23 protein-coding genes and 1 pseudogene are annotated in these 26,225 nt (G+C 62.1%); 13 read left to right on the top strand and 11 right to left on the bottom strand.

Annotated elements, in window-relative coordinates:
* Position 1 precedes the first annotated feature (1 nt).
* On the top strand, positions 2 to 895 hold the full coding sequence (locus SS05631_RS26860; protein ID WP_037427560.1) for an amidohydrolase: 894 nt from the start codon (positions 2 to 4) through the stop codon (positions 893 to 895).
* A gap of 263 nt (positions 896 to 1,158) precedes the next feature.
* Here SS05631_RS26860 and SS05631_RS26855 read toward each other — a convergent pair whose 3' ends face one another.
* The 6 genes from SS05631_RS26855 to SS05631_RS26830 form a co-directional block, all read right to left on the bottom strand.
* Positions 1,159 to 1,443 (bottom strand): tautomerase family protein, encoded by a 285-nt coding sequence (locus SS05631_RS26855; RefSeq protein ID WP_240533533.1) that lies wholly within the window; start codon positions 1,441 to 1,443, stop codon positions 1,159 to 1,161.
* Positions 1,444 to 1,701: 258 nt separating this feature from the next.
* A complete protein-coding gene (locus SS05631_RS26850; RefSeq protein WP_037427558.1) occupies positions 1,702 to 3,525 on the bottom strand; it encodes a sigma-54-dependent Fis family transcriptional regulator in 1,824 nt (607 codons plus the stop codon).
* A gap of 19 nt (positions 3,526 to 3,544) precedes the next feature.
* Entirely contained in the window at positions 3,545 to 4,636 is a 1,092-nt protein-coding gene (locus SS05631_RS26845; RefSeq protein WP_037427556.1) for a Gfo/Idh/MocA family oxidoreductase, read from the bottom strand.
* 40 nt (positions 4,637 to 4,676) lie between these two features.
* Positions 4,677 to 5,306, bottom strand: coding sequence for a cupin domain-containing protein (locus tag SS05631_RS26840; protein ID WP_037436424.1), 630 nt, complete (start codon positions 5,304 to 5,306; stop codon positions 4,677 to 4,679).
* A 23-nt stretch (positions 5,307 to 5,329) separates the two neighbouring features.
* On the bottom strand, positions 5,330 to 6,187 hold the full coding sequence (locus SS05631_RS26835; protein ID WP_095678110.1) for a phosphoenolpyruvate hydrolase family protein: 858 nt from the start codon (positions 6,185 to 6,187) through the stop codon (positions 5,330 to 5,332).
* Positions 6,177 to 7,385 carry a Tm-1-like ATP-binding domain-containing protein gene (locus SS05631_RS26830; RefSeq protein ID WP_037436430.1) on the bottom strand — a complete coding sequence of 403 codons (1,209 nt, stop codon included), beginning with the start codon at positions 7,383 to 7,385 and terminating at the stop codon, positions 6,177 to 6,179. The genes SS05631_RS26835 and SS05631_RS26830 overlap by 11 nt, the downstream gene beginning before the upstream one ends.
* 127 nt (positions 7,386 to 7,512) lie before the next feature.
* On the opposite strand from SS05631_RS26830, the gene SS05631_RS26825 reads away from it, so the two are divergent.
* A complete protein-coding gene (locus SS05631_RS26825; protein ID WP_037427621.1) occupies positions 7,513 to 8,097 on the top strand; it encodes a phosphoenolpyruvate hydrolase family protein in 585 nt (194 codons plus the stop codon).
* Positions 8,098 to 8,104: 7 nt separating this feature from the next.
* On the opposite strand, the gene ugpC is transcribed toward SS05631_RS26825, so the two are convergent.
* From ugpC to SS05631_RS26805, 4 genes are all read right to left on the bottom strand, one after another.
* Positions 8,105 to 9,172: a sn-glycerol-3-phosphate ABC transporter ATP-binding protein UgpC gene (gene ugpC, locus SS05631_RS26820; protein WP_037427619.1), complete on the bottom strand. Its 1,068-nt coding sequence runs from the start codon at positions 9,170 to 9,172 to the stop codon at positions 8,105 to 8,107.
* 44 nt (positions 9,173 to 9,216) lie between these two features.
* On the bottom strand, positions 9,217 to 10,050 hold the full coding sequence (locus SS05631_RS26815) for a carbohydrate ABC transporter permease (protein WP_050994785.1): 834 nt from the start codon (positions 10,048 to 10,050) through the stop codon (positions 9,217 to 9,219).
* A gap of 12 nt (positions 10,051 to 10,062) precedes the next feature.
* The gene (locus SS05631_RS26810; protein WP_037427388.1) at positions 10,063 to 10,995 is read right to left on the bottom strand and encodes a sugar ABC transporter permease; all 933 of its coding nucleotides are present in this window, start codon (positions 10,993 to 10,995) and stop codon (positions 10,063 to 10,065) included.
* Positions 10,996 to 11,079: 84 nt separating this feature from the next.
* Positions 11,080 to 12,321, bottom strand: a complete 1,242-nt coding sequence (locus SS05631_RS26805; protein WP_037427390.1) for an extracellular solute-binding protein — start codon at positions 12,319 to 12,321, stop codon at positions 11,080 to 11,082.
* Between the two features lie 311 nt (positions 12,322 to 12,632).
* Here SS05631_RS26805 and SS05631_RS26800 point away from each other — a divergent pair, with 311 nt between their 5' ends.
* Entirely contained in the window at positions 12,633 to 13,007 is a 375-nt protein-coding gene (locus SS05631_RS26800; RefSeq protein ID WP_050988445.1) for a DUF4440 domain-containing protein, read from the top strand.
* A gap of 282 nt (positions 13,008 to 13,289) precedes the next feature.
* Here the strand turns inward: SS05631_RS26800 and SS05631_RS26795 are convergent, their stop codons facing one another.
* Positions 13,290 to 14,468 (bottom strand): ROK family transcriptional regulator, encoded by a 1,179-nt coding sequence (locus SS05631_RS26795; RefSeq protein WP_037427392.1) that lies wholly within the window; start codon positions 14,466 to 14,468, stop codon positions 13,290 to 13,292.
* Positions 14,469 to 14,596: 128 nt separating this feature from the next.
* On the opposite strand from SS05631_RS26795, the gene SS05631_RS26790 reads away from it, so the two are divergent.
* The 10 genes and pseudogenes from SS05631_RS26790 (at position 14,597) to istA (ending at position 26,223) form a co-directional block, all read left to right on the top strand.
* On the top strand, positions 14,597 to 15,601 hold the full coding sequence (locus tag SS05631_RS26790) for an extracellular solute-binding protein (RefSeq protein WP_037427394.1): 1,005 nt from the start codon (positions 14,597 to 14,599) through the stop codon (positions 15,599 to 15,601).
* A 33-nt stretch (positions 15,602 to 15,634) separates the two neighbouring features.
* The gene (locus tag SS05631_RS26785; protein ID WP_240533538.1) at positions 15,635 to 16,633 is read left to right on the top strand and encodes an ABC transporter ATP-binding protein; all 999 of its coding nucleotides are present in this window, start codon (positions 15,635 to 15,637) and stop codon (positions 16,631 to 16,633) included.
* Positions 16,630 to 18,339 (top strand): iron ABC transporter permease, encoded by a 1,710-nt coding sequence (locus SS05631_RS26780; RefSeq protein WP_037427398.1) that lies wholly within the window; start codon positions 16,630 to 16,632, stop codon positions 18,337 to 18,339. The genes SS05631_RS26785 and SS05631_RS26780 overlap by 4 nt, the downstream gene beginning before the upstream one ends.
* Positions 18,340 to 18,351: 12 nt before the next feature.
* Entirely contained in the window at positions 18,352 to 19,275 is a 924-nt protein-coding gene (locus SS05631_RS26775; RefSeq protein WP_037427404.1) for a sugar phosphate isomerase/epimerase family protein, read from the top strand.
* A complete protein-coding gene (locus tag SS05631_RS26770; RefSeq protein ID WP_037427400.1) occupies positions 19,272 to 20,099 on the top strand; it encodes an inositol monophosphatase family protein in 828 nt (275 codons plus the stop codon). Before SS05631_RS26775 ends, SS05631_RS26770 begins: the two co-directional genes overlap by 4 nt.
* Positions 20,089 to 21,360 carry a helix-turn-helix transcriptional regulator gene (locus SS05631_RS26765; RefSeq protein ID WP_078070841.1) on the top strand — a complete coding sequence of 424 codons (1,272 nt, stop codon included), beginning with the start codon at positions 20,089 to 20,091 and terminating at the stop codon, positions 21,358 to 21,360. The genes SS05631_RS26770 and SS05631_RS26765 overlap by 11 nt, the downstream gene beginning before the upstream one ends.
* Positions 21,361 to 21,481: 121 nt before the next feature.
* Positions 21,482 to 22,351: a tyrosine-type recombinase/integrase gene (locus SS05631_RS26760; protein WP_037437931.1), complete on the top strand. Its 870-nt coding sequence runs from the start codon at positions 21,482 to 21,484 to the stop codon at positions 22,349 to 22,351.
* Between the two features lie 9 nt (positions 22,352 to 22,360).
* Positions 22,361 to 23,536 (top strand): IS91 family transposase, encoded by a 1,176-nt coding sequence (locus SS05631_RS26755; RefSeq protein ID WP_095678109.1) that lies wholly within the window; start codon positions 22,361 to 22,363, stop codon positions 23,534 to 23,536.
* A gap of 417 nt (positions 23,537 to 23,953) precedes the next feature.
* Positions 23,954 to 24,507 (top strand): annotated as a pseudogene (locus SS05631_RS26750) (IS5 family transposase); the annotation flags it as partial.
* Positions 24,508 to 24,681: 174 nt separating this feature from the next.
* On the top strand, positions 24,682 to 26,223 hold the full coding sequence (gene istA, locus SS05631_RS26740; protein ID WP_037437027.1) for an IS21 family transposase: 1,542 nt from the start codon (positions 24,682 to 24,684) through the stop codon (positions 26,221 to 26,223).
* Positions 26,224 to 26,225: the final 2 nt, after the last annotated feature.

Raw genomic sequence — 26,225 nt, 5'->3', positions numbered from 1 at the left:
CATGTCCGACATCGCCATCATCGACCCTCATTTCCACCTCTGGGATTTGGAGACCAACTACTACCCCTGGCTTTCCGACGGTGTTAAGCCTTCGGCCTTCGGCGATTACACAGCCATCAACAAGACTTACCTGATCGAGGATTTCCTCGCGGACGCGAAGAACCAGAACCTCGTCAAGGCGGTCCACCTCGATGTCGGCTTCGATCCGAAGAACCCCGCCGGCGAAACGAAATGGCTGCAGAGCGTTGCGGACAAGCATGGCTTCCCTCATGGCATCGTCGGCTATGCGGACTTCCGCAAGCCCGATGTCGGCGACCTGCTTGATGAGCATCTGCAATACGCGAACTTTCGCGGTGTCCGCCAGTCGATGAACTATCATACCGACCTCGCCAAGACCTACCTGACCGAGCCGGAGGTCAGCCGGACGCCAGAATGGCGCCGAGGCTTCAAGGAACTCGCTCGTCGCGGCCTCAGTTACGACCTCCAGCTCTATTACTGGCAGATGGAGGAATTCCTTGAACTCGCCCGTGATTTCCCAGATGTGCAGATCATCCTCAATCACACCGGCATGCAAGTCGATGGGCCGTCGCATTTTGAGGGCTGGCGGAAAGCGATGAAGACGCTTGCGCAGGCACCGAACGTCGCCTGCAAAATCTCGGGCCTGGGAATGGGGGATTGGACCTGGACCACCGAAAGCATCCGCCCCTATGTTGAGGAGGCGATTGCCGCCTTTGGCGTCGAGCGGGCGATGTTCGCCTCGAATTTCCCCGTCGATAAGCTGTTCTCAAGTTACGACGCTATTTGGAATGCGTTCAAGGACATCACTGCAGGCTATTCTGGGCCGGAACGCTCAGAATTGTTCCACGACAATGCCGTGCGATTCTACCGCTTGTAGCTCGATCGACCGGGATGGCCCCGCAGTTGCTTTCCCAGAGGCTTCAGGATGTAGAACACTCCGGCTCTCTTTAACCACCTGCCGCTAGTCTAAAATCCCTGCAGATCGGGTGTGCGCGGTGAGTTGTCCGTCCTGCCGATAAACACCATGCAACTCTGCATCTGCCTCTTCATTCTGTGGGGATACGGAAGAAGGGCTCCCATCGCACCGGGCGGATAGAGGACCATAGCCCGGCGGGCACCGTGGTCTACAATTGTTCGCGGTTACAAATCACCCTCCAGAAACTGCGCTCTACCATGTCCGAATGACCAATCTTCATCTGTGTTTTCCACAAACGAAATCATGAGGTCAGACGGTGAAACGGCGCATTCGCTGGCGAGTTCGTGGCAGAGATTCTCATAAAACGCGATCTTGTCAGCTTTTGATCGGGGCCGTGACACCACTTCCAAGAGAACAAATTTTTCCGTACGTTCAAAGCCGAGGCCCGTATCAGTATCAACTTCGCAGATCTCCAAAAGCAGGCAAACCGGCAAGCGTGACGAGCCCACCCGCTGTGGTTTCCGACACGAAGAAGCGCAGAAAGCTCTACGGTGAGGGCTCTCGGGGAAAGCAGAAACAGGTTGCATGCTAGGGCCCACAACCAACGATTCCTGCGTTTGGTCGAACAGGTCATATCGAGAAAAGCCGCATGAGTGTTCGCGCAGGCCTATCAATCATAGCATCTCAGGAGGGTCCCTGACCAATTGACGGTCTTCACCAAGGGGGAATTCACACAAGATGCGGACAGGCAGGCTCGCGCACGAGGCCTAGGAATTTTCCCGTGGCTGCAACGGCAGACCGTAGGCGCGCATCTTGTTGTACAGCGTCTTTCTCGAAATCCCGAGATAGCGTGCCGCCTCACCACGGCGGAAACGATGCCGCTGCAGCGCACCGAGGATCCATTCGCGCTCGTCGGCAGGATGTGGGTGCGGCGCGTCCGTATCGCTGAGCGCGGGTAGATGCTCGGCTTTGATCCAGTCGCCCTCGCAACGGATGGCCGCCGTTTCCAGCACAGATCTGAGCTCGCGGACGTTTTCGGGCCAGGAATAGGTCATCAAAATCCGATAGGCCGAATGGTCGACTGAGAGCTTACGGCTGCGACGGTCCTTGCGGAGCGCCTCAAGGAAATGTTCAGCAAGCAGCGGCAGGTCCTCCAAACGATCGCTCAGATTTGGGAGGAAGACATGCCCCGGGGCGAGGCGCGACTCGAGCGCGGGGATCAACTGGCCGGTTGAGCCGAGTTGCGAAAGCGGCTCAGTCGATGTCAGGATCAAGCGCCCTTCGAACCTGCCTCTGTCATTATCGCCGAGACGCCGATAGACACCAGTCTCGATGACCTCGAGCAGCCTTTCCTGTGCATCGATACCGAGGCTCTCGACATCCTCAATCAAGAGTGTTGCCCTGGGGTGATATTGAAGCAGGCCCAAGACCTTGCGGCCGCCGTCCCCGAGAACCGAACCAAACAGCGCCTCCCCGCTTGCATCCAGCGAGCTTGCGCTGATCAGCTTGCTGCCCGAACGTCGGGCCGCCTCGTGAATGCCGCGGGCCAGCAGCTTCTTGCCGGTGCCTGGCTCTCCGGTGATCATCACCGGCAGTGGCGAGGCCGCGAGCTTCTCGATCCGCTGCTTGATCTGCTGGATCGACGGCGAGCGGCCGACAATCGCGTATTCCCGCTGTGCATGCTCGAGCTGGCGTTCGAGCTCATCGATGCGCTTTTGCAAGGTGCCGACGGATTTGAAGGCCGAGGTGATCTGTTCCATCGATGCCTCGAGCGGCACGCGGTCGATGGTGGAGCCGCCGATATAGCCGTCCGCCTTGGCGACCACGGAGACCTCGTACATCTGATCGGGGCTTACGATGGGGCCGCCCTCGAGCACGCAGAGCGTCTCCTCGGAGATCGCCCGTATCTGGCGAAAGACGATCTTCGCATAGTCGGCCGCCTGGGTGAGGCTGAGGCCGCTGCGGCTTCCGACCGAGCCGCCGACATTCCAGCCGAGATTGAGGTTGATGATATCGACGCCGGCCTGTGCTGCCTGCTGGGCTTCTATTGCCGTCCGCACATAGGCGAGCGTCGCCATGCCTCTCGCCTTGGCTGCTCGAAGCAGGTCGAGCTCGCGCTGGAACCCCAGACCAGCGCGCTCGATGTCGGCCCGAAAGCGGCCGTCAAGGAAAATCGCGGTTGGGAAGTTGACGACGGCCCCGAAGCCGGCATCCGCAATTCGCTCGAGCTCGGTCTCGATTGGCGATCGCGGATCGAAGGCGCTGGCGCCGAAGAAGATCGGCACTCTGGCTTGCGGCAGGATTTCCGACCGGGCGAAATCGAGCACGAAGTCATTGCTGTTGCGCAGTGCGAGCAATGAGAAGATCGATGGCGCCCCCATGCTGCGCAGCCGCCCGGCATTGAGCGCCAGAATGAAGTCGGCGCCGCCGCGCGAGGCCGCCTGGGCGGCCATGCCGGTTCCGATCGCCGCCCCGACGAGTGTCGAGTTGGGCTTGCTGAGCGCCTTCCTGAGGCTCGCCACGATCTCCGCTCTCGCCTGTGCGGGAGCGGCTATTGCGGCGTTCGCGGAATGCGCAGTCGGTTCAGCCATGACATAGTGAGGCTACATCTTATCGGGCCGCGATCGAAGCACTGTTTCTGAAGGATTGCAGGTATTCCTGCACTTTGACGGGCTGCCCAAGGCGGGCGCTTTCAATCGCAGAAAACACCAATGCCACCGACTGCAGATTGTCGTCGACGTTGGTCGTCATCGCCGGCCCGCCGTCGAGCCACTGGCAGAATTCTTCGATCAGGAGGGTGTTCTGCCATTTCCTGCCGGTCAGCAGCGGCATCTGCTGCCCCTGCCCTTGCCGGCTGGTTTGTCGCCCACGCTCAGGCGGATGACGGTGAAACACCTCGACCTCGCGGTGGTCGAGGATCGCTGTCCCCGATGCCGCCTCGACCCGGAAATATTCGCTAGACCAGTCGTTCAAGCCCGTCGCCTGCGTGCACGAGGCTTCATAGACGCCGTGGGCGCCGTTTTCGAAGTCCATCATCACGATGACGTCGGTGTCGCCCTTGTACTCGGCCCATTCCGGCTTCCAGCTGCGGGCAAAGATCGAGGTGCAGGGCGCGCCGGCGAGATCGGCCATGATGTCGAGGTGATGCACCGCGCCCTCGATCAGCATCGGGTGGACCATTTCGTGGCGGAAGCGGCCCCAGGAATCATAGAGGCGGAAGTCGCCGGCGAAGCGGCAGGAGACGGTGTTGATACGGCCGAGGGCCTCACCGCGGACGAGGGATCGGAGCGTTGACTTGTCCTGGTCGAACCGATGACTCATCGTCACCGCCATCTTGCGGCCCGCCGCCTTTACCTTGCCGGCGATACGGATGGACGCCTCCATCGTGTCGGCGATCGGCTTCTCCGACAAAATGTGCATGCCGCGCGCCAGCGCCAGATCGACGATGCCCTCGTGCAGGGCCGGCGGAATGACGATGGTGCAGAAGTCGGCATCGACCGTCTGGAATGCTTGCGCGGCCGAGGTGAAGCACTGTTCCGCTTTCAGGCCGAGATGCTTGCGGCCTGTTTCGAGCGCCTTGGCAGCGATATCGACGAGGCCGACCACCTCGATCGTGCCGTCCGCCACATTCGGCGGCAGAAAGGTGTCGCACCAGCGCTCTCCGAAGCCGCCGGCGCCGATATGCAGGACCTTAAATGTCATCAATCTCTCCTCCAGATGGGCAGGGCTTGGGCCGCACGGATCAGACCCGCTCGGGGCGCAGATCGGCCGGCCCGTGCGTGTGCTCCCAGAGGTGACCAAAGCGCTTCCTGCCCTCGAGCGTCGTCTCGAAATATGCGCCCTTCACGTCGGACCACACTTCGGGAAGATCATGATGGTGGCCCATGCCGATGGCAACGCAATCGCCGACCTCGACCTCGAAGCTGCGCGAGCCGACGACGACCGTCCCCGCCCCCTCGATGATCACCCAGTATTCGTCGCAGTCGTGATAATGCGAATCGAAGTTCGTCGACTTGGGATAAATAACCGGATCCCCCCTGACCGGAACCGGGGTGTCGGGGCCGAGCTTGAACACCCCGCATCCGCCGAGCTCGTTGCCCCATCTGCCATAAAAAACGAGCACCTGCGCGGCCTCTTCTCCGGCATCTGCGGTGAAGGGACCATTGGCCCCATTCATGTCGAGAAACTGGCCTTCACTCAGAACCTGCGCTCCCTTGGCGCTCCTCACGCGGCACGATCCGCTCGTGACGAGCAGACGCTGCTTTTCGGCGGCAAGCGGAATCGGCAAGGGTTGATCGGTCAAGTCAACGAACTCGAAGTCGGTGAGTTCGCACCAACCCGGCGGCTGGTCTCCACTTCGAAAGATGGTCATCTGCTTGCGTTCCCTTCTCACGGTCAGGCCGGCTTGCGACGGATCGCTTTGAAGGCGAGCGTCTGCGACTTGATCGCCTCTTCGGCCGGCAGCCGCTCCATGCTGCTGGCGCCATAGAAACCGTGGCAACCGGGGCAGGTATCGAGAATGAAGCGCGCGTCCTCAGGATTGGCAATCGGGCCGCCATGGCAAAGGATGATGATGTCGTCGCGAATTTCCCGCGCCGCCTTGATGCACTGGTTGATGAGGGCGACGCAGTCCTCCATCGTTTTGCCTGATTGCGCGCCAATCGCTCCACCGGTCGTCAGCCCCATATGGCAGACGAGAATATCGGCACCGGCCTTCGCCATCGCCACGGCATCTGCCGGGCTGAACACGTAAGGCGTCGTCAGGAGATCGAGGTTGTGCGCCTCAGCGATCATCGCGACCTCCTGGACATAGCTCATGCCGGTCTCTTCGAGGTTCTGACGGAAGAGCCCGTCGATAAGACCAACCGTCGGGAAGTTCTGCACGCCGGCAAAGCCAATCTCCTTCAGTTCGCGCAGGAAGGTCGGCATGACGACGAACGGATCCGTGCCGTTGACACCGGCAAGCACCGGCGTGTGCTTGACGACCGGCAGAACCTCGCTCGCCATGTCGACGACGATCTGGTTGGCGTTGCCGTAGGCGAGAAGCCCGGCGAGCGAGCCGCGGCCGGCCATCCGATAGCGGCCGGAATTGTAGATCACGATCAGATCGATATCGCCGGCTTCCTCGCTCTTGGCCGAAAGGCCCGTGCCGGCGCCGCCGCCGATGATCGGCTCGCCGGCGCGAATCTTCTTTTGAAATCGGTCGATCAGTTGCGCACGGGTGGGACGCTCGACAAGGGGATCAGTGCTCACGAAGGGCCTCTTTGAAGTTGGTGACGAGGAGGTCCGCAAATTGCGGATCGTTGATGTGAAGGGGGACGCGGATCAGTTGCCGCTTGGCCGTTGGGCGCAGCGTGCGCTCGAGCGCCGCAAACAGCGCGCTATCGGCTTCGGGATCGTGGAAGGGCTGGCCGGGCGCGTCGATCGCCGAGACGCCGAGCTCCGGGATCAGGAAGCGGACCGGCCCCTCGCAGAGGTTCAGCCGTTCTGCGATCCATTCGCCGATCCTGCTGCATTCCTCCGGGGTCGTTCGCATCAGCGTCACCTGCGGATTATGGACATGCAGGCGGCGCGAGCGGAACTCAGTCGGGACCGTGTCCATTGCCCCGAAATTGACCATGTCGAGCGCACCGCAGGAGCCGACATAGGGCAGCTTCGTGCGGGCGAAGGCGCCGAAGCGATCGGCCGTACAGGGGAAGACGCCACCGACGAGATAATCGCAGACTTCCGTCGTCGAAACATCGATGCCGCCGACCAGCAGGTGAGAGTCGGCGAGCTTTTCGAAGGACTGACCGCCGGTTCCAGTGGCATGGAACACCAGGCAGTCGAAGTCTGCCTCAAGCGCCCGGGTGACCGCCTGGACGCAAGGGGTGGTGACACCGAACATCGTCAGGCCGATGGCCGGCCTCTCGTCGGTCGCGGCGCTGACCTTGTTGAGCACCATGCCGGCAATGGAATGGGCGGCGTTGGCGAGAACCACCCGCGAGATGCGGTTAAGCCCGGAGACGTCGGTCACCGAATACATCATGCTGATGTCGGTCGGTCCGACATAGGGAGCGACATTGCCGGAGGCGACGGTGGAGACGAGCACTTTCGGCGTGCCGATCGGCAGTGCCCGCATGGCCGGCGCGATCAGCGCCGTGCCGCCGGTCCCGCCGGCGCCGATGATGCCATCGACATCCGCACGCGAGCGGATATATTCCACCAGCGCTTGCGCCATGGCGGCGACCGCCTTGCCGCGATCCTTGAGCTCCTCGGGCTTCGGGGGGTTCGGGTGGAAACGGGCGACCTCGGACGGCTGAACGTCGACATCGGCGGCTTGGCTGTGGAACTCCGAGACGGAAACATCGACCAGGACGGCGTCACAGCCGGTCGCGCGGATTAGGTCGCGGAGATATCTGAGTTCGCTGCCCTTGGTATCGCAGGTCCCGACCACATAAACTCTGTTCATCTTTCTCCTTCCGGCTTTCGCCGGCCTCCTCGCTCTTCAAAAACCTTGTCGTCGGCGCCGGAGCAAATCAATTGGCGGGAGCTATCCACTTGGGTAAGATTGGGTAAGTCCGTCACAGGGATACCCAATGACATCGCCTTCCAAGCTTCGCCCCATCCCGATCGTCACCGGTTTAGCCGCCGATGCGCCGCCTCAATCCGTGACGCTTTACTGCCCGGCTTGTGAGGGCCTCGAGAAAAGCACATTTGACAGCCTTGTCCTGCTTCCGATCCATGATGCCAACGGTTGTCTGCTCTCCGGGCTCGGAAGCGGCGTTTCCTGGCCGAGTGCGTTGTTTGCGGGCGTTCTGGCGCTCGACCCGTTCCGCCGCCATGCCGACATCTTGAAAGCGCTCGACAGTGCCGGATGCCACGGCGTCGTCAACTTCCCGAGCGTGACGGCGATCGACGGCGAAATGCGCATCAGCCTCGAGGACTTCGGGTACGGGGTGAAATCCGAACTCGCCCTGTTGCGTGCGGCGGTCGTCAAGGGCTTCAGCGCTCTCGCCGTGGTCGACAGTTTCGGGATGGCGCAGGAAGCGCTCGCCATCGGCGTCAGTGGATTGATCGCGGCGCGGCATGCCAATGAGGCCATGCTGGCCGAGCTTTCCGAGCTGGGACGGGAAACCCTGCTCGGACTGTTTCGACTTCCAGACGCGGTGAGCAAAACTTGAGCCATGATCAACCGGTGATCCGTTCGCCGGTCGCGGGGTCGAACAGATGCGTGCATCCCGCCTTGGGCGCGAGCCAGATCTTCTCGCCCGGACGGACGTCGACCCGGTCGCGCAGCACTGCGACAAGCTCACGCCCGCCGACCGTGACATAGAGCTGGGTCTCCGAGCCGGTCGGCTCGACGACGACCACTTCGGCCGGAATGCCGCTCTCTCCGAGCTGCAGGTGCTCCGGACGAATGCCATAGGTGACCTCGGCGCGCTCGGCGAGCCTGTTTGCAGCATCGATCGGCAATACCACGCCTTCCGGCGTCTTCAGGAGCGGGCTGCTCGCCGTCGTCACCGTCGCCGGCAGGAAATTCATCGAGGGCGAGCCGATGAAGCCGGCGACGAAGATGTTCGCCGGGCGATCGTAGAGTTCGAGCGGCGTGCCCATCTGCTCCACCCGTCCCTCGTTCATGACTACGATCTTGTCAGCCATGGTCATGGCTTCTATTTGGTCGTGCGTCACGTAAACGGTAGTTATCTTCAGCCTTTGGTGAAGCGCCTTGATCTCGGCCCGCATCTGCACCCTTAGCTTGGCATCGAGATTGGACAGCGGCTCGTCGAACAGGAAGACCTGCGGGTCGCGCACGATTGCCCGGCCCATGGCGACGCGCTGTCGCTGGCCACCGGAAAGCGCGCGCGGATAACGATCCAGCAACTTGCCGAGCCCGAGGATCGCCGCCGCCTTGTCGACGCGTTCATCGATCTCGGCCCGCGGGCGTTTGCGAAGTTTCAGCGCAAAGCCCATGTTTTCCGCGACGGTCATGTGCGGGTATAGCGCGTAGTTCTGGAAGACGATCGCCATGTCCCGCTCCTTGGCGGGGCGATCATTGATTACGTCGGCTCCCATCAGGAGGTCGCCGCCGGAGATCTCCTCCAGTCCCGCCAGCATGCGCAGAAGCGTGGACTTGCCGCAGCCAGACGGTCCGACCAGCACGACAAACTCCCCGTCCTCGATCCTGAACGAAAGCTGAGGGATGACGGTCAGAGCGCCATAGCGCTTGGTGACATTGCGGATAGTTACATCAGTCATATTCTGCTCGGCCTTTCTGCGAAGAATTGTACCAACCATGCCTGTCACTTGACGGAGCCCATGGTCAGGCCTTGCACCAGGTAGCGCTGCATTATGAAGGCGAAGACGATGACCGGCGTCGACACCAGGAACGCCGCAGCACCGACAGCGTCCCACTGCACGCCGTACTGGGTCCTGAAGCCGAGCATCGCAAGCGGCGCCGTCGGGCTCACCGAGGTGGTCAGGATGAGGGCGAAAAGAAACTTGTTCCAAACGGCGATGAACACGAACACCGAGGTGGCCAGCATCCCGCCGAGCACCAGCGGCAGCATGATCTTGGTGAACACCTGCCATTCGCTGCAGCCGTCGGAAATCGCCGCTTCGCGCAGCGTCGGATGCACTTCCATGAAGAAGCTGCGCATCAGCCAGATCGCGAAGGGAATGTTGACGGCGACGTTGATGATGACCAGCGCCTGGTAGGTGTCGAGCTGGTGGAGGCGCGTCGCCAGCAGATAGACCGGAACGCCGATTGCGATGCCCGGAATGATGCGGGCGACCAGGATCGCCACCAGAAGCGCTCCGCCCCGCTTGCTGATCTGCGCCAGCGCATAAGCCGCAGGCGCAGAAACCCCGATCACCAGCACGACGCTTAAGATCGTCACCACGGCGCTGTTGATGATGTATTTCTGGAACCCGGTCACCTCGAACAGGTGCCTGAAGCCGGCGAGCGTCGGCTCGAAGATGAAGCGCGGCGGCATCGAGATCGTGTCGACGCCATGCCGGAAGCCGGTCAGCACCATCCACGTGTACGGGAACAGGTAGACGCAGGCGAGCACGCCCCAGAAGAGCGTCCAGAGCAGCTTGCGGGTGGTGCGGTTGGTCCTGGATGAAATAGCCATGCCTCACCTCCCCTAGTGACGGTTGACGCTTGCGCCGCGGAACAGGCGCCAGATCAGCGGTGCGCTGATCGCAAGAACGAAGACGACATAGATCCACGAAATCGCCGTGGTCCGGCCGATATCGAAGACCTTGAAGCCGGTGTTGTAGGCGTAGACGCTGAGCGTCGTCGTGACGTTGCCGGGGCCGCCGAGCGTCAACAGGAAGATCTTGTCGAAGTCGGCCATGACGCCGATGATCCGGAACGCCGCGGCAATCATGATGTAGGGAACGAGATGCGGCAGCGTCAGGTAGCGGAACACCTGGAGCGCATTGGCGCCATCCGCCTGGGCCGCGCTCACCGTGTCGCGGTCGAGGGACTGCAGCCCCGCCAGGATGATCAGCGTGAAGAACGGCGTCGACTGCCAGACATCCATGATGATGACCGAGGCGAGCGCAACGGTGAGGCTCAGCCATGGCACCGGATCGAAGCCGAGGGTTCCAAGCAGATAGTTGAAGACGCCGGAATCCTGCTCATAGAGCAGCTTCCAGAAGATGCCGACGACTGCCGGCGTGATCACCATCGGGATCAGCATCAGCGAGCGAAAGAGACCGCGGCCGAAAAATTCCAGATTGAGAAGCACGGCAAACAGAATGCCGAGCGCGCATTCCAGCGACACCGCGACCACCGCATAGATCAGCGTCACGCGGATCGACGCCCAGAACTCACTGCTCTTTAAAACATCGGTGTAATTGAGCAGACCGATGAAGTCCTGATCGCTGCCCGGCACGACCAGCGACCAGCCGGTGAGGCTGTAGTAGAACGAATAAACGAGCGGCACGCCGAGCACCAGCAGCATGATTGCCGCGGCCGGAAGCGTGAACCAGACCACCGTGCCGATGCGGATGCGACGGCGGCGGCGAACCGCGACCGCGTCCCGTGGAGCTGCTGTTTGAGAGATCGTCATCAGGTAAGCCACCTGCGGATTTGCCGTTGCAAAAAGGGAGGGACAGGCGGGGAGGATCGCCTGCCCCTCCGCGGGAGCGCGACTTTAGGTCTTGAGATAGCCGCGGCGCCGCATGAAGGATTCGACCTTGCCCTGAAGGTCGCTCGCCGCCTGTTCCGGCGTCTTGATCTTCGCCACCGCCGCATTCACCTCATCATAGATCATGATGTGGATCTGCTCGGCTTCCTTGATCGGCGGATATTCGGCGACGTCGCCCTGCAGGCCGGCAAGCACAGCGGGACGGTTCGGAGCCTGCTTGATCAGCTCCGGATCCTTGAGCGCCGAGATGCGGGCCGGAGCCCCGCCGATCAGACCCATGCGGCGAACGATGTCGGGTGACGTCAGCCAGGCCACATAGAGCTTGGCGGCGTCCTTCGACCGGGAGGAATCGTTGACGCCCATTGACCAGCCACCCAGCAGCGATGCCTGCGGCATCGGCGACCAGCCGATCTTGTCGTGGACCTGGGAGCGCTGCGGATTGAGCAGGTCGCCGAAGGCTCCGGGCCACATCATCGACTGCCCCGACTGACCGGTCGACAGGCTGTTGAACATCTCAGGGAAATCCCAGGCAAGATTGCCGGGAGGGCTGATCGCCGCCAGCTTCTCGACCAGGAACTTCATGGTCTTGACGCCCGCTTCGCTGGCAAAGGTCGGGGCGCCGGAAGCGTCGAAGTATTCGCCGCCCATCGACTTGAACACCATGATCCAGGTCACGGTCGTCTTGGCGCCGCGCTCGACCACTTCGTCCCAGGTCTTCGGTGCGGACTCAGGATCGAGACCCGCAGCCTTGTAAGCCTCCTTGTTCCAGACAAACAGCGTGACGTCGCCGAGCGTCGGCAGACCGATGAGCTTGTTGTTGGCGCGGCCGTAGATCTCGAGGGCGCGCTGCGGATAGTCGTCGAGCGCAAGATCCGGTGCGCCAGCGATTTCCTTCGAGATATTCGCAAGGTCGGCACAATAGGGCTCGATCTCGAATTTCCACTGGTAGGCGAAGTTGAACACATCGAACGACGCAGCGCCGCTGGTCAGATCGAGGATCAGCTTCTGGTATTGCTCGTTATAGGACAGGTTGACATATTCGACGGCAATGCCGGTCGCCTCGGTGAAGTCACGGCTGACCGTCGCCATCGCTTCGAAGGCAGCACCGGTCGAGGCGAGCGCCCGGATCTTCTGGCCCGAATAGGTGTTCGGGAGCGGGCCGGCAGCATCTTGCGCGAATGCGCGGGTGAGGCTGGCGCCGAGGAACGGTAGTGCCACGAGCCCAGCGGTGAATGTACGACGTTTCATATCTCCTCCTTGCTGGAGCAATTTGCGGCCCCCTCGACCGCTTCTCCTCTCGCCCCATGTAACAAGGCTTACGGCAGCCCCAGAGCGCATTCAACGAAGATGAGGCCTTCGATTGGGTAAAATAGGGTAACCGCTCCAGGCGCTGAGGAGTTACAAGGATGGTAGGACGGGCAGTTGGCTGCGGAAGCTAAGCGCGCAAGGGTGGTTGCGGCATTATGGAGCAAGTGCCACAAGTCGGCAAAACGCATGTCCGACGGTTGAACGAGATCAAGGGTACATTCAGGTGGGTATTTTTCAACGGGGGGCCAGCAATGACCAGCATTCCCAGTCTTGACGAAATCCAGTCTCTTGAAGAGGCCCTTCACCGCCCAGAGATCAGGCGCTCCAGGGATGCCGTCGAAACGTTGCTCGCAGAAGGATTTGTGGAATTTGGAGCGTCTGGGCGTGTATACGACCGAACAACCATCATCGATCTTCTCACCCAGGAGAGCGGTATCGATGAAGGCGACCTCCGGACAGCCAACTACGTCCTCAAACCTATCTCGAAAGACGCCGTCCTTCTGACCTACGAGACGGAGCGCTCGTATCGGGATGGTTCAAAGCGGCATGTGCTACGAAGCTCCGTCTGGAAGCATGACGGACTCAAATGGAAAATGTTCTTCCATCAGGGTACAGTCAGGCCGTAACTACGACTGATGTGACCCAACTCCTGACCTTCATCCTGGTATCGGGTCCTTATGTTCAGAGCGATACGAATAGAGCGCTGATCTGTTGCTTCCGTCCTTCGACGGAGCTGTCCGCCTATGTCCCCGCGTATCAACAGAAATCCGAACATGCTCCAGAAACGAATCCCATCCTGAAGCCCAAAGCCTCGACCTCTTCTTCCGCAGGAGACCGGAGGTTCGATCTATGACCGTTGCGCCTGGCCTGATCCGAAAGAAGGGTTCAAGTGCGATTGCGGGGCCGGATTATGCGGCAGGTGTCCGAGGACCAGGCCGTCTACCGTTAATGTGGGCACTTCCACCGTCGGCGACGGCGCCCGTGAAGAATGCCCTGAAGAATGGAACGCAGCCAGCGCCGACAGCGCCAGCATGAACGCCAAGGCGCGATGCGGAAACCGGTGCAATCGGCAGACCGCGCGACGGTCCTTCGATCGGCTCCGAGAGTATCGTTTCAACGAGCCTTTCATGGAGATTGCCAGGCAAGCGCCCGCCCAACACGATCCGGGCCGGATCGAAGAACGCGGTCGCCACCCGCGCAGCCTGCCGTAGCTGTGCGCCGGCTCGCGCGATCCATTCGCTCACGGTGGCCTGGGCGGCGGCCGGCAAGGCGTCCATCTCCTCGAAATCCTGAAGATGGAAACCGGCCGCGTGCAGCGTCGCGAGCAGGTCCTGCCCTGACGGCCGCGGCTGATCGTAGGGATAGAGGACACCGGGCAGGCAAGCATTGCCGTGTGCGCCGCCATAAGGTCTGCCGTCGATCACAGCGCCGCCGCCGACGCCATGGCCGATGTGGATGAAGAAAAGCGGATCATCCAGCACGTTGTCACCCGCGAACACGTATTCGCCAAGTGCGGCAGCCGTGCCGTCATTCTCGACATGGCAGGGAACGTCGAACGCCTCGCGGAACGCTTCGATTGCCTGGCCGTCTTCGAACGCAGGAAAGAAGGGATGGGCTTTCAACAGGTTCGAGGCGGTGCCAAAATTTCCCGGAACGGAAACACCAATCCCGACAAGGTCGCTCTTCTGGATGGATAAGGCGGCAAGCATGTCATCAACGGCAGCCTGAGCCGCCTCCACCACTTCCATTGGACTTGCCGTATGAACCTCCACGCTTCTCGTTGCCACGATCGAGCCGCTGAGATCGATAATGACGACTTCCATGCGGGTCACCGAAAAGGTGACGCCGGCGGCAAAGAAACGGCGGGCCTGGAGCTGCAGCAACCGGCGTGGCTGGCCTTGCGCTCCGCTTCGATCCGCCTCCTCGGTGATCAGGCCGAGATCCAGCAAACTCGCAACCAGACGCGTCACGGTGGCGCCGGTCATCCCGGACATCTGCGCCAACTCGATGCGAGCCACGCCCCTGTTCTTGAAGATCAACTCGACGAGGCGTCGTTCATTGAGGGAGAGCTCGGGCAAAACAGGCATGGCAAAGTCCGCAAATCGGTCGAAGTTTCAGGAAAGCTATTGCAAGGAAAATTAAATTGCGCAATGTAATTAAACTGACATGGAGCCGGCGTAAGAGGAGCGCGTCGCTCGATAAGGGAGAGAACATCATGAAACTGGCATTTGCATTTGCGACCGCCGCCATCGTCGTGGCCGCGGCCTTTCCAGCACTGGCCGACACACTGACCGTCTACAGCCCGCAAGGCGGTGAGCGCGGGGCATGGATCGCTGAACAGGCCAAGGCAGCGGGTCATGAGATTAAGCTACTGAACGCAGGGGGCGGCGAACTCTACGATCGCCTGATCGCCGAGGAGAACAACCCGCAAGCCGACGTCGTTCTCGGGATGGTCGACACCTCGATGGCCCTCTTAAAGAAGGAAGGCCTCTTCCAGCCCTATTCGCCGTCCTGGGCCAAGGACCTTCCGGCACAATATAAGGACGCGGAAGGCCTGGTCCACAAGTTCTGGCAGACGCCGATCGTGCTCGCGTACTACCCCGACCGACTGGCCGACGCAGACGCGCCGAAAAGCTGGCTGGATCTGACGAAGGACGATTATGAGGGCAAATATGTCATCGGCTCCACGGCGGCCCAGACGACCCGCATGTATCTTGCCGGCATCCTCGTCCGTTTCCTCGACGCCGATGGTGAGGTATCCGATGAGGGATGGGATTTCCTGGACAGGTTTTATGCTGAGGGCATTATCGCCAACGATGCGGATTCCCAGCTCCAGGCGTTCAAGTCCGGTCGCGCCTCCATCGATCTGAATTGGCTCGGCGGCGCTTTGAAGCGGGCCGATGACCTCGACGCGAAAGTCCAGGTGATCGACACCGACGGCGGCACTCCGGTGATTTCCGAAGGTGTGGCGATCATGGCCCGGACCGATCAACTCGATGAGGCCAAGGCCTTCGTCGACTGGTGGGGATCGGCCGATGTGATGGCCGCCTACGCCGCCAAGTTCGGCCAGGTCCCTGTCCTGCCGGAAGCGCTCGCCAAGTCGCCGGCCACCGTTCAGGCGAATGCCAAGCTCGTCAACACCCAGCCGATCGATTGGGATGCAATCGCTCCAAAGCTCGACAGCTGGCTGCAGAAGATCGAGCTTGAAATCCGTCAATGAGCGCGGCTCTGCATGGATCGGAGGTCTAGAGCCATGGCTGACAGCGTTCTGTCCCTCAACAAACTCGACGTCGGCTTCCCTGGCATGACCGTTGTCCGTGACCTGAACCTCGACGTGGCCGACGGGGCGTTCGTGTCGCTCCTCGGCCCGTCGGGGAGCGGAAAATCCAGCGTGTTGCGCACCATTGCCGGGTTGCTCCCGGCTTTGGGCGGAAGGGTGCTCCTAGAGGGGCAAGACATTACCGCCCTTCCGCCCGAGCGCTGCAACGTCGGCATCGTCTTTCAGAACTACGCGCTGTTTCCGACGATGTCGGCGTTCGAGAACATCGCCTTTGCGCTGCGCGTCGCGAAGAAGTCCAAGGCGGAGGTGGAAAGGCGCGTCGGCGAGGTTGCCGAGATGGCCGGTATTTCCGATCAGCTCGACAAGAAGCCAGCGAACATGTCGGGCGGCCAGCAACAGCGCGTCGCCATTGCTCGCGCGCTCGTCACGGGATCACGCGTGCTGCTCTTCGACGAGCCGTTGTCAAATCTTGATGCGAAGGTGCGCGCCGCGATGCGCAAGGAAATCAAGCGCCTTCAGTCGGAGCTCGGCTTTACCGCCATCTTCGTCACGCACGACCAGGAGGACGCGCTGACCATGTCCGACCTCATCGTGGTGCTCAATCACGGCAAGATCGAGCAGATCGGCGATGGTCGTACCCTCTACCGCAAGCCGGCGACTCCGTTCATATGCGAGTTCATCGGCGTCTCCAACGAACTTGCTCCGCCACTCGCGGCGCGCCTGCTGGGATACGATGTCAAAGGCCGCAGCTTCCTGCGCCATGAAGACGTCCTGCTTGGGGCGGTCGCCGGCGTTCCGGCGCGAGTGAACCACGTCGAATTCCTCGGAGCCCATAGCCGCGTCGATCTCGAGGTCGAGGGTCATGCGCTTTCGGCAATGCTGATCGGCGACCAGCTTCCTGAACCCGGCAGTACCGTCTCGCTCGGAATTCGCCCCGGCGCCGCGCATGTGTTCCAGGAGGTGACCGGATGAACCGATCCACCCGCCTGGACCGTGTTTTTTACTGGCTCGGCTTGATCGTGATTGCCTGGGCCGTGCTGACCTTCCTTCTCGTTCCGATGCTTGCTGCCTTGCAGGCCGCGTTGTTCAGGCACGGCAGTTTGGCCATGTTTGATGCGGTATCGGAACTCGCACGCTCTCGCCGCGTCCGCGCAGCGCTTTGGAACACGGTTTGGATGACGGCGGCGACCACCCTCACCGTCACGATCGTCGGTATGTTCCAGGTGGCGGTGCTCGAGTATTTTCGCGTGCCGGAGCGCGGCTTTCTGAAAATCGCCTTCTCCACGCCGCTCGTCTTCGGCGGCGTCGTTGCGGCTGCCGGCTACAACTTCACCTATGGTCCGAGCGGTGCCATCACTGCTGCTTTGGCCGCGCTCTTCCCGTCGCTGCCGCGCGATTGGTTCATCGGCTGGTTTGGGGTTCTCTTCGCCCACACTTTTCTGATGACCAGCTTTCACTTCCTGTTTCTGCGCGCCGCCATGCGCCGCGTCGACTATTCGACGATCGAGGCGGCCCGCAGCATGGGAGCCTCGGAAATGACGATTCTGCGGCGCGTCGTCCTGCCGGTCATCCTGCCAACCGTGCTCGCGGTTACGCTGCTCACGCTGATTACGGCGATGGGTTCCTTTGCCGCGCCCCAGGTGCTCGGCGGCCGGGACTTCCACATGCTGAGCCAGATGGTCCTGACGCTGAACAGCTTGCGCCGGCCAGACATGGCGGCGCTGCTGGCGCTGTTGATGGGGCTTGTGCTCATGGGGCTGATCCTGCTGTCGCAGTATTTCGAGGCCAAGGGCGCCTATACGGCCGGCGCTAAGGCGACAACACGCATCCAGTTGCGGGCGATACGCAATCCGCTTGCCCGTATCGTGGTCACCGCGCTGGCCTATTTGCTGGCAGCGATCTACCTGATGCCGGTCGCGCTCATTGTGCTGTTCTCCTTCGCCCCGGCTTCGAGCATCGGCATCGACGTCCTGCCTTCCAGCTTCACGCTGGCAAACTACGCTCGGGTGCTGGGCGGCGGCGCGGCCTTTGTCCCCTTCTTCAATTCGATGTTGATGAGCTCGATCGCGGTTGCCGTGGGCCTCGCAATCACTTTGTTCGCCGTGCCGATCATGGTGCGCAAGCACAGCTGGCTGACGCGAGGCCTGGATATCTGCTTCGTCTTGCCCTGGATCATCCCCACCATGCTGCTTGCCGTGGGACTGATCGTCGCTTTTGATGCGCCCAATCCGCTCGTCGGCAATCTCGTTCTTCTCGGCAGCTACTGGCTTCTGCCGATCGGCTACGTCATCTTCAGCCTGCCGCTCATGGTCCGCTTCATGCGCTCGGCCTTCATCGGGATCGATCCGGCCTTCGACGACGCGGCCCGGGCAATGGGCGCCTCGGGGCCGTATCGCTTTCGCCGTGTTGTCCTGCCGCTCGTGGCGCCGACCGCAATCCTGGTCGCCGGCATGAAGTTCAACAATCTGCTGGCGGAATACCCGCTCTCGGCCTTCCTTTACAACATCAACAACAAGCCCCTGCCGATCGCCATCGTCGATGGCGCAGTTTCGGCCGACCCCGACCAGGCCGCCGTCAGTCTCGTCTACGTGACCCTGATCATGGCCTTCTCGCTGGCCGTCATCCTCATCGCCGAGCGCCTGAGCCTCGGCCGCACCCCGGAATCGAGCAACCTCTGAATGGACGCTGAAATGGATACTTGCATCACCGTCTGGCATTGGCCCACCCATGAACGCTGGTACGACGAGGGCATCCGCCACTCCCTCGACCTGATCCGTGAAGCCGGATTTACGCATATCAACTGGAACCCCGATTCCGGCAGCTCCTATATGCTTGCCGACGCCGAAATCGAGTTCACCCGCCGCATCGTTGCGGAGGCGGGCCTGAAAACACACTCCGTTCATGCCAGCAACGGCGTCAACCCGGTGAGCGAGCTCGCCCATGCCGGACCTGTCCCATTCGCGCAGGAAACACGCAAAAACATCCTTTCTCACCACGATTGGCAGCGCCAAAGCGGGGTGGAGCTTGTAAAAAATCGTATCGATCTCGCTGCCGCCCTCGGCGCCCCGAACGTCGTGGTCCACGTGGACATCACCGACGACACGTTCCGCAGCGTTGAAAACGAGAACCTGTTGTTCGAGCCCCTGTTCCGATCCTTCGACGACGTCGAGGCCCATTGCATCGAACGCAACGTGCAGATCGCGGTCGAAACCCTGGTCAAGGCAGATGCGGAAAATTACCTCAAGCTCTATGCCCGCCTCTTTAGCCGCTACAGTTCCGACTTCGTTGGCGTCTGCTACGACAGCGGCCATTGGGAACTGATCGAGCCCGGCAAGCTGTCGGTGCTGGAGCGCCATGGCGATCGGCTGATCGCCACGCATATTCATGACAACTTCGGCGCAAAGGACGACCATCTGCTGCCATTCGACGGTAGGCTTGACTGGGATGCGATCACAAAAGCCATTGCGGCAACAAATTACAGGACGCCCTTGAACTTCGAGACGCCGATGGACCGCTACGTGCTGTCGGAGTCGTCCTATTATCAGCGGGCACACGCTATCGCTCTCCGGCTTGAAGAGATGGTTGCATCGGCGCGGGATCGGGCGGCAAATTGACAAGCGACCTCGACACTCGGCTCGATTTGCTTCGGAACGTCACCAGCAAGGTTGGAGCCTTCGCGCTGGCCCGGTTTCGCAATCTTTCCCACATCGTCATCGAGACCAAGGGTGAGGCCGACTACGTCAGCGCAGCCGATCGTGACGCCGAAAGTCTTGCCCGCAGGCTGATCCACGCCCAGTTCCCCGCCGACGCGATCGTCGGCGAGGAACAGCTTGGCGATGCCGAAGTTGACCATTGGTTGATCGATCCGATCGATGGGACCGCGAATTTCCTGTCGGGCATACCGCTCTGGGCGGTCTCTATCGCTTTTGTCCGCAACAAGGAGCCGGTCCTCGGCGCTGTTGCGCTACCGGCACTCGATACTCTGTTGTGGGCTTCTGTGGATGGCCCATTGCATGGGACAGGCTCGGTTTCGCCGCTTGTCGGGGCGCAGCCGATCGCCTTTGGCATAGGCCGCAACCGAACATGGCCCCTCAACCATCGCCTCGAAGTCGAGGCCGCGTTTGAGGCGCGCGGTTATCATATCGTCTGCCTTGGAAGCTGTGCCGCAGCACTTGCGATGGTCGCGGCGGGTCGGCTTGCCGGCTATGTCGAGCACGGCACCCATCTTTGGGATTGTGCGGCCGGACATGTCTTGTGTCGCGCAGCCGGTGCGCTTTCGTCCATTCTCTTCGAGGCAGATGGGAAAGTCGCCATCATTGCCGCTCCGCAGCATCTCAGAGTAACGGCCAAAGCCGACGCGCGATCCCTATCCGAAAAACACATCTTCGATCCGGGTTCAGATCGAATATCGCACAGGATGGAGAGCAGTGCAGATTGACGCGCGTCATGGCTCTGCTGATAAGACGAGCCACCAAATGATGCCCTTGCCGTTCGGCAAGCTGGTCTTGTGCCGGCTCGTCGCGGGGGCGATTGCTGCTTTGGTAGCCGTTCTGCTCTACCCATCGGCGCTGCTTTCAATGCTCGACGGGAACCTGACTACGGCCGCGGAATCATTGGTTCGTCAATGCGGTTCGCTGCCTCTCATAGACGAGTTTCCGAGCCTTGGCTGGAACACCGTGCTTTTTTGCGCAACCCTTCCCAGCACAGACGATCCACTGCGGGCAGACAGTTTCGCCGCCCATTCGCGCGACACGATCCTCGCCAATCTTGGTTCTGTCGAGCCGAACTGGAGGTGGAAGGTCTCCTCAGAGACTCCGGAGGCTTGCTCGCTCGCCTACCGCCGGCAACGAATTCTATCAGCCTGGCTGGCAAGCGCGGAGCATTCGGTCTGTCTGCAAGCGCTTGCCAGGCGTGATATGCGGCTCATCAGCTTCTATTTCGTGCTGTCCGGACATATCGAAATCACCGACCGGCGGACACGCAAAACACTAAGCATCTCGCCTAATCATGTCGCGAGCGCCCGCGAACGTGCCGGCAACCAAATGACGATCCAATCTGAAAGTTCGTGGTTGGCCTTCCATATTCCCGAGTCGGCTCTCAGGCGAAGCTTCGAGGACCTGACCGGTAGACCCTATGTGCACGAGTTCGTATTGCCGGCTACGTGCTTTTCTCAAGATGACGCTCAAGGTCTGTATCAGACGCTCCGGCAGGCGGAAAGGGATCTCAACTCGGCAGCATCGGAAGCCATGCCGTTGTTGGCAAAAGCGTACAAGCAGCTGGCCCTCGTAAAGTTGTTCTCGACGATGCCGCACAATCTCGCTGAGGCATTCTGTCAGGGAACCAGCGGTGCGGCACCAAGACAGCTCCTTAAAGCTGAGGCGTTCATGCGCGAGAACCTGACCAACCCTGTTACGATCGAGGACCTCGCCGCCGCTGCCCGGTGCACGCCGCGGGCGCTCCAGAGGATGTTCCGCACCTATCGAGGAGGCTCGCCCATGGGCGTCCTCTGCAACTATAGGCTCGCCGCCGCCCATGGCGCCATCAAGGCCGGCCGGGCGGGCAGCATTACCGAGCTGGCCTTGAATCTTCAGTTTTCCAATCCGGGCCGGTTCTCGGTTCTCTATAAGAGCGCCTACGGTCTCAGCCCCTCGTCTGCCCTTCGTTTCACCCGTAACGAGGGCTCCACCGAGCAGGCCTAGGTTCAATCGACATTCAGGATTGAACTAACCCGCTGACGCGGGAGAGGTCGGGTTTGGAGGCGCGGTCTCCTGATGGGATGTTGGGGTGTTGAGAACCAACCCTTGACCAGGAGACCGACCGATGACCGACGCCCCGGCAGCGGTGAACCCGCTGCGCCGCCGCATGATCGACGACATGACGCTCCGCAACCTGTCGCCGGCCACGCAACGATCCTACCTGCATGCAGTGACAAAGTTCAGCCGTTATTTCGGCCGCTCGCCGGATCGGCTGGGGCTGGAGGATGTGCGCGCTTTCCAGGTGTACCTGGTGTCGCAGGGCGTCTCCTGGCCGGCGCTCAACCAGACGGTTTGCGCGCTGCGGTTCTTTTACGGCGTGACGCTGGACCGGGCGGAGATTCCCGAGCGAATTGCCTATGCGCGCACGCCGCGCAAGCTGCCGGCGATCTTGAGCGCCGACGAGGTCGTGCGGTTTCTCGAAGCGGTGCCGTCCTTGAAGGCGCGCACGGCGCTGACGACCGCCTATGCCGCCGGACTGCGCGCCTCGGAGGCGGTGAGCCTGAAGGTGGCCGACATCGACAGCCAGCGCATGGTGATCCAGGTCCGTCACGGCAAGGGCGCCAAGGATCGCACGGTGATGCTGTCGCCGCAGCTGCTTGGCATCCTGCGCACCTATTGGCGGCTGGCGCGCCCCAAGGATTGGCTGTTTCCCGGACGGGGCGACAAGCCGATCGATGTGCAGGTGCTTTATGCCGCCTGCCGGTCGGCGACCAAGGCGGCGGGATTGACCAAGCGGGTCAGCGTGCACACGCTGCGGCACAGCTTTGCCACCCATCTGCTCGAGAGCGGCGTCGATATCCGCATCATTCAGGTGCTGCTCGGACACACCCACCTGTCGACGACGGCGCACTACACCCAGGTGGCGACAACGACGATCGCCCGGACCGAGAGCCCGCTCGACCGGCTGCGCCTCGAGGTCGTGCCGCCGGTCTGAGATCGCGCCATGCGACCGGCGCTGGAGGTGGCGGATATCTTCCGCCGCCATGGCCCCGCTTATCGTCGTACCCATGACGGTCATCTCGGCCGGGGGGAACGCCGCGTCATGGCGGCGATCGCGCTGTGCCGGACGGCGGCGCTCGGCGGCCATGTCGAGACCTGCGACGACTGCGCCTTGAGCCGCGTCGCCTACAACTCCTGCCGCAACCGCCATTGCCCCAAATGCCAGGGTGCCACGCGCGATCGCTGGCTTACCGACCGCCAGGCCGATCTGTTGCCGGTACCGTACTTCCATGTCGTGTTCACCGTACCGGCCGAGATCGCCGCGATCGCCTATCAGAACAAGCGGCAGCTCTATGCGATCCTGTTCGAGGCGGCCGCCGAGACGCTCAAGACCATTGCCGCCGATCCCCGGCATCTCGGCGGCGAACTCGGCTTCCTCGCCATCCTCCACACCTGGGGGCAGACGCCGACCCATCACCCGCACCTCCACTGCCTCGTCCCCGGCGGCGTGCTGGCCGCCGATGGCGGACGCTGGATCGCCTGTCGCCGCCGCCGTTTCTTCCTGCCGGTCCGGGTGCTCTCCCGGCTGTTCCGCCGCCTGTTCCTCGAGCGTTTGCAGGCGGCGCAGACGGCCGGAGGCCTGCGTTTCTTCGGCGCCCTTGAACCGCTTGGCGACGGCAATGCCTTGGCCCGGGCGCTGCGTCCGCTGCGCAAGAAGCGCTGGGTCGTCTATGCCAAGCCGCCGTTCGGATCGCCCGAACGGGTGCTCGCCTATCTCGGCCGCTACACCCATCGCGTCGCCATCGCCAACAGCCGCCTCGTCAGCGCCGACGACACCGGCGTGACCTTCCGCTGGCGCGACTACCGCCATGGCAATGCACCGCGCTCGATGACGCTGGCGCCGCACGAGTTCATCCGCCGCTTCCTGCTCCACTGCCTGCCCGACGGCTTCCACCGCATCCGCCACTACGGCTTCCTCGCCAACGGCATCCGCCGCGCCCGCCTCGCCGTCATCAGGCGGTTGCTGGCCGATGCCCCGCCGCAACGCCGCCGGGCCGAAGGCAGTCAGTCCGGGCACCAGCGCGACCGCTTCGATCCCTCCGTCTGTCCCTGCTGCGGCGGCATCCTGCGCATCACCGCCAGGCTGCCGCGGGCGCGGGCATGGCCCGACACGTCATGAGTGCCTGCCGCCGCGCCCATTGGTCCCGACAGCCTTGCCGTATCAGCCCAGGTCGGTGCGATGCGGATCTGTGCCCCCTGCGTCATCCCGCTGCGGTTCTGGCGCTGCCAAAGCCGCGCTCAAGACCCCAGTGTTCCCCACAACACCAGCGCCGGACGCCGCCGCACCGGGCCATTGCCCCCGCCGCAGCGGCGCGCGCCATCAATATCGGCGCGCCAAGATCAAACGCCGCAGCACTAAATCCATAGCGCCGTGCCAGCGTCAGCGGGCCAGTTCAATCCGGCTTCAATGAGGTCGCGCCCGGCGTCAGTTCGCCAGCCCATCCCTGCGCGACCTCACAGAACCCTCCCGATTCCCATCGGCCCGTTGCTGTGATTCATAGCGTTCCGCAATTGCGATGCGGAGCGGGCGATGGGTATCAAGCGATATGAACTGAGCGAGGCGCAGTGGGCGCGGATAGCGACGTTGTTGCCTGGCAAGGCTGGTGACCCTGGCCGGACGGGCGCCGATAACCGGTTGTTCGTCAACGGCTGTTTGTGGGTGCTGCGCTCCGGGGCGCACTGGCGCGATCTGCCGGAACGCTATGGCAAGTGGAAGACGGTGCATCGCCGTTTCAGCCGCTGGTGCCATGCCGGTGTGTGGGAGCGGGTGTTCGCGGAACTGACCGCCGACCACGACAACCAATACCTGATGCTCGACAGTACCATCGTGCGCGCCCATCAACAGGCGGCGAGCGGAAAAGGGGGGCCAAGGATCAGGCGCTGGGGCGTTCCCGAGGCGGATTGACCACCAAGATCCACATGCTGGCCGACGCGCTCGGACGCCCCCTGCGGCTGATCATCACCGCCGGTCAGGTCGGCGACGTCACGCAGGCAGAAGCCTTGCTGGAGGGGCGGTCCGGCACCGCCGTCCTTGCTGACAAAGCCTATGACAGCAATGCCCTGCGCGAGACGATCGCCGCCATGAAGGCTGCGTATTTCAGGCGATCGTGAGCACGGATTTCACCGCATCGTGAGCACGGATTTCGCGGGATCGTGAGCAGCGATTTCAGACGATCATGAGCAGCCTTCTCGAAGGTTGTGGACGCTTCGGCCGACATCTCAACCAGGCTACAGGATGCCTCGTCAATGCAACGAGGAAGCCTGATGCCAACCCAGAGATTGTCGATGCGCCGGATCAGAGAAGTTTTACGTCTAAGACATGTCCAAGGCCTGACCGAGCGTGTCATCGCGCGCACGCTCGGGGTGAGCAATGGCGTCGTGCATGGTTATCTACGGCGCGCCCGTCTTGCCGGGCTGAGCTGGCCGCTGCCCGAAGGGATGGATGACGAAGGCCTTGAGCTGCTCCTCTTCCCGGCGCCGAAGGCGGCATCGCAAAGCCCCCGGCGACCGATACCCGATTGGAGCTATGTGGAGAAGGAATTGCGCCGCCGCGGCGTGACGCGGGTGCTGCTGTGGGAAGAGTATCGCGCCGCCAATCCCGACGGCTTTGGCTATACCTGGTTCTGCACGACCTTCGAGGCCTGGAAAGGGCGGACGCGCCCGACGATGCGCCAGACGCACCTGGGCGGCGAGAAAGTGTTTGTCGATTTCGCTGGCGACACCATCGACATCTTCGACCCCATCACCGGCGAAGCGCACGCCATGAAGCTGTTCGTCGCAGCGATGGGCGCCTCGAACTATACCTACGCCGAGGCGTGCCCGAGCGAGAGCCTGCCCGATTGGATTGGCGTTCACACCAACCTTTTCACCTTTCTGGGCGGCGTCCCGAAGTTCGTGATCTGCGATAATCTCAAGGCCGCCGTCACCAACCCCGATCGCTACGACCCCGGTCTCAACCGGACCTATGCCGAGATGGCGAGCCACTACGGCACCGCGGTACTCGCGGCGAGGCCGAGACGCCCGAAGGATAAGGCAAAAGTTGAAGTTGCGGTGCAAATTGCCCAGCGCTGGGTCCTGGCGCGTCTGCGCAATCAGCGCTTCTTCTCCCTGGCAGAGCTGAACGCTGCCATCCGCGTGCTCGTCGCCGAACTCAACGCCCGCCAGATGCGCGGTTTCGGCTCCAGCCGAGCCGAACTCTTCGCCGAGATCGACAGGCCGAAGCTGGGAGAACTGCCGGACCAGCCATACGTCTTTGCACGCTGGAAGCGTTGCCGCGTGGCACCCGACTATCACGTCGAGATCGACGGGCATTGGTATTCCACGCCCTACCGCCTCATTCGCGAGCTCGTCGATGTGCGGATCGCCGACAAGACGGTCGAGATCTTCCACAAGGGCCAGCGGATCGCCAGCCACGCCCGTGCACCCAACCGGCGCGGCCATACGACAGTCGCCGATCACATGCCGAGCGCGCATCGCCGCTACGGCAAGTGGACGCCGGGAGGATTGATCGCCGCCGGCGAGAAGATTGGTCCTTCCACCGCCGCCTTCTTCCAGGCTGTCATCGCGGACCGGCCGCATCCCGAACAGGGCTTTCGCACCTGTCTCGGCATTCTGTCGCTGACCAAGAGCTACGGCAATGCACGTGTCGATGCGGCCTGCCAACGCGGCATCCTCATCAAGGCGCGCTCCGTCGCCTCGATCCGTTCGATCCTCAAGAACGGCCTCGATCGCGCTTTCCTCGACGAGGCGCCCGATCACCAACCTCTGCGCCACGGCAACATCCGCGGTCAGGGCTATTTCCACTGAAC

The sequence above is a fragment of the Sinorhizobium sp. CCBAU 05631 genome (assembly GCF_002288505.1).
Classification (GTDB): domain Bacteria; phylum Pseudomonadota; class Alphaproteobacteria; order Rhizobiales; family Rhizobiaceae; genus Sinorhizobium; species Sinorhizobium fredii_C.
This window is presented reverse-complemented; position numbering and strand designations above follow the sequence as displayed.

Bases quoted from the DNA above. Each gene is read 5' to 3' on its own strand.
- SS05631_RS26860 (WP_037427560.1), top strand. From the start codon at position 2: ATGTCCGACATCGCCATCATCGACCCTCATTTCCACCTCTGGGATTTG.
- SS05631_RS26850 (WP_037427558.1), bottom strand. From the start codon at position 3,525: ATGGCTGAACCGACTGCGCATTCCGCGAACGCCGCAATAGCCGCTCCC.
- SS05631_RS26845 (WP_037427556.1), bottom strand. From the start codon at position 4,636: ATGACATTTAAGGTCCTGCATATCGGCGCCGGCGGCTTCGGAGAGCGC.
- SS05631_RS26840 (WP_037436424.1), bottom strand. From the start codon at position 5,306: ATGACCATCTTTCGAAGTGGAGACCAGCCGCCGGGTTGGTGCGAACTC.
- SS05631_RS26830 (WP_037436430.1), bottom strand. From the start codon at position 7,385: ATGAACAGAGTTTATGTGGTCGGGACCTGCGATACCAAGGGCAGCGAA.
- SS05631_RS26825 (WP_037427621.1), top strand. From the start codon at position 7,513: ATGACATCGCCTTCCAAGCTTCGCCCCATCCCGATCGTCACCGGTTTA.
- ugpC (WP_037427619.1), bottom strand. From the start codon at position 9,172: ATGACTGATGTAACTATCCGCAATGTCACCAAGCGCTATGGCGCTCTG.
- SS05631_RS26815 (WP_050994785.1), bottom strand. From the start codon at position 10,050: ATGGCTATTTCATCCAGGACCAACCGCACCACCCGCAAGCTGCTCTGG.
- SS05631_RS26810 (WP_037427388.1), bottom strand. From the start codon at position 10,995: ATGACGATCTCTCAAACAGCAGCTCCACGGGACGCGGTCGCGGTTCGC.
- SS05631_RS26805 (WP_037427390.1), bottom strand. From the start codon at position 12,321: ATGAAACGTCGTACATTCACCGCTGGGCTCGTGGCACTACCGTTCCTC.
- SS05631_RS26800 (WP_050988445.1), top strand. From the start codon at position 12,633: ATGACCAGCATTCCCAGTCTTGACGAAATCCAGTCTCTTGAAGAGGCC.
- SS05631_RS26795 (WP_037427392.1), bottom strand. From the start codon at position 14,468: ATGCCTGTTTTGCCCGAGCTCTCCCTCAATGAACGACGCCTCGTCGAG.
- SS05631_RS26790 (WP_037427394.1), top strand. From the start codon at position 14,597: ATGAAACTGGCATTTGCATTTGCGACCGCCGCCATCGTCGTGGCCGCG.
- SS05631_RS26785 (WP_240533538.1), top strand. From the start codon at position 15,635: ATGGCTGACAGCGTTCTGTCCCTCAACAAACTCGACGTCGGCTTCCCT.
- SS05631_RS26780 (WP_037427398.1), top strand. From the start codon at position 16,630: ATGAACCGATCCACCCGCCTGGACCGTGTTTTTTACTGGCTCGGCTTG.
- SS05631_RS26775 (WP_037427404.1), top strand. From the start codon at position 18,352: ATGGATACTTGCATCACCGTCTGGCATTGGCCCACCCATGAACGCTGG.
- SS05631_RS26760 (WP_037437931.1), top strand. From the start codon at position 21,482: ATGACCGACGCCCCGGCAGCGGTGAACCCGCTGCGCCGCCGCATGATC.
- SS05631_RS26755 (WP_095678109.1), top strand. From the start codon at position 22,361: ATGCGACCGGCGCTGGAGGTGGCGGATATCTTCCGCCGCCATGGCCCC.
- istA (WP_037437027.1), top strand. From the start codon at position 24,682: ATGCCAACCCAGAGATTGTCGATGCGCCGGATCAGAGAAGTTTTACGT.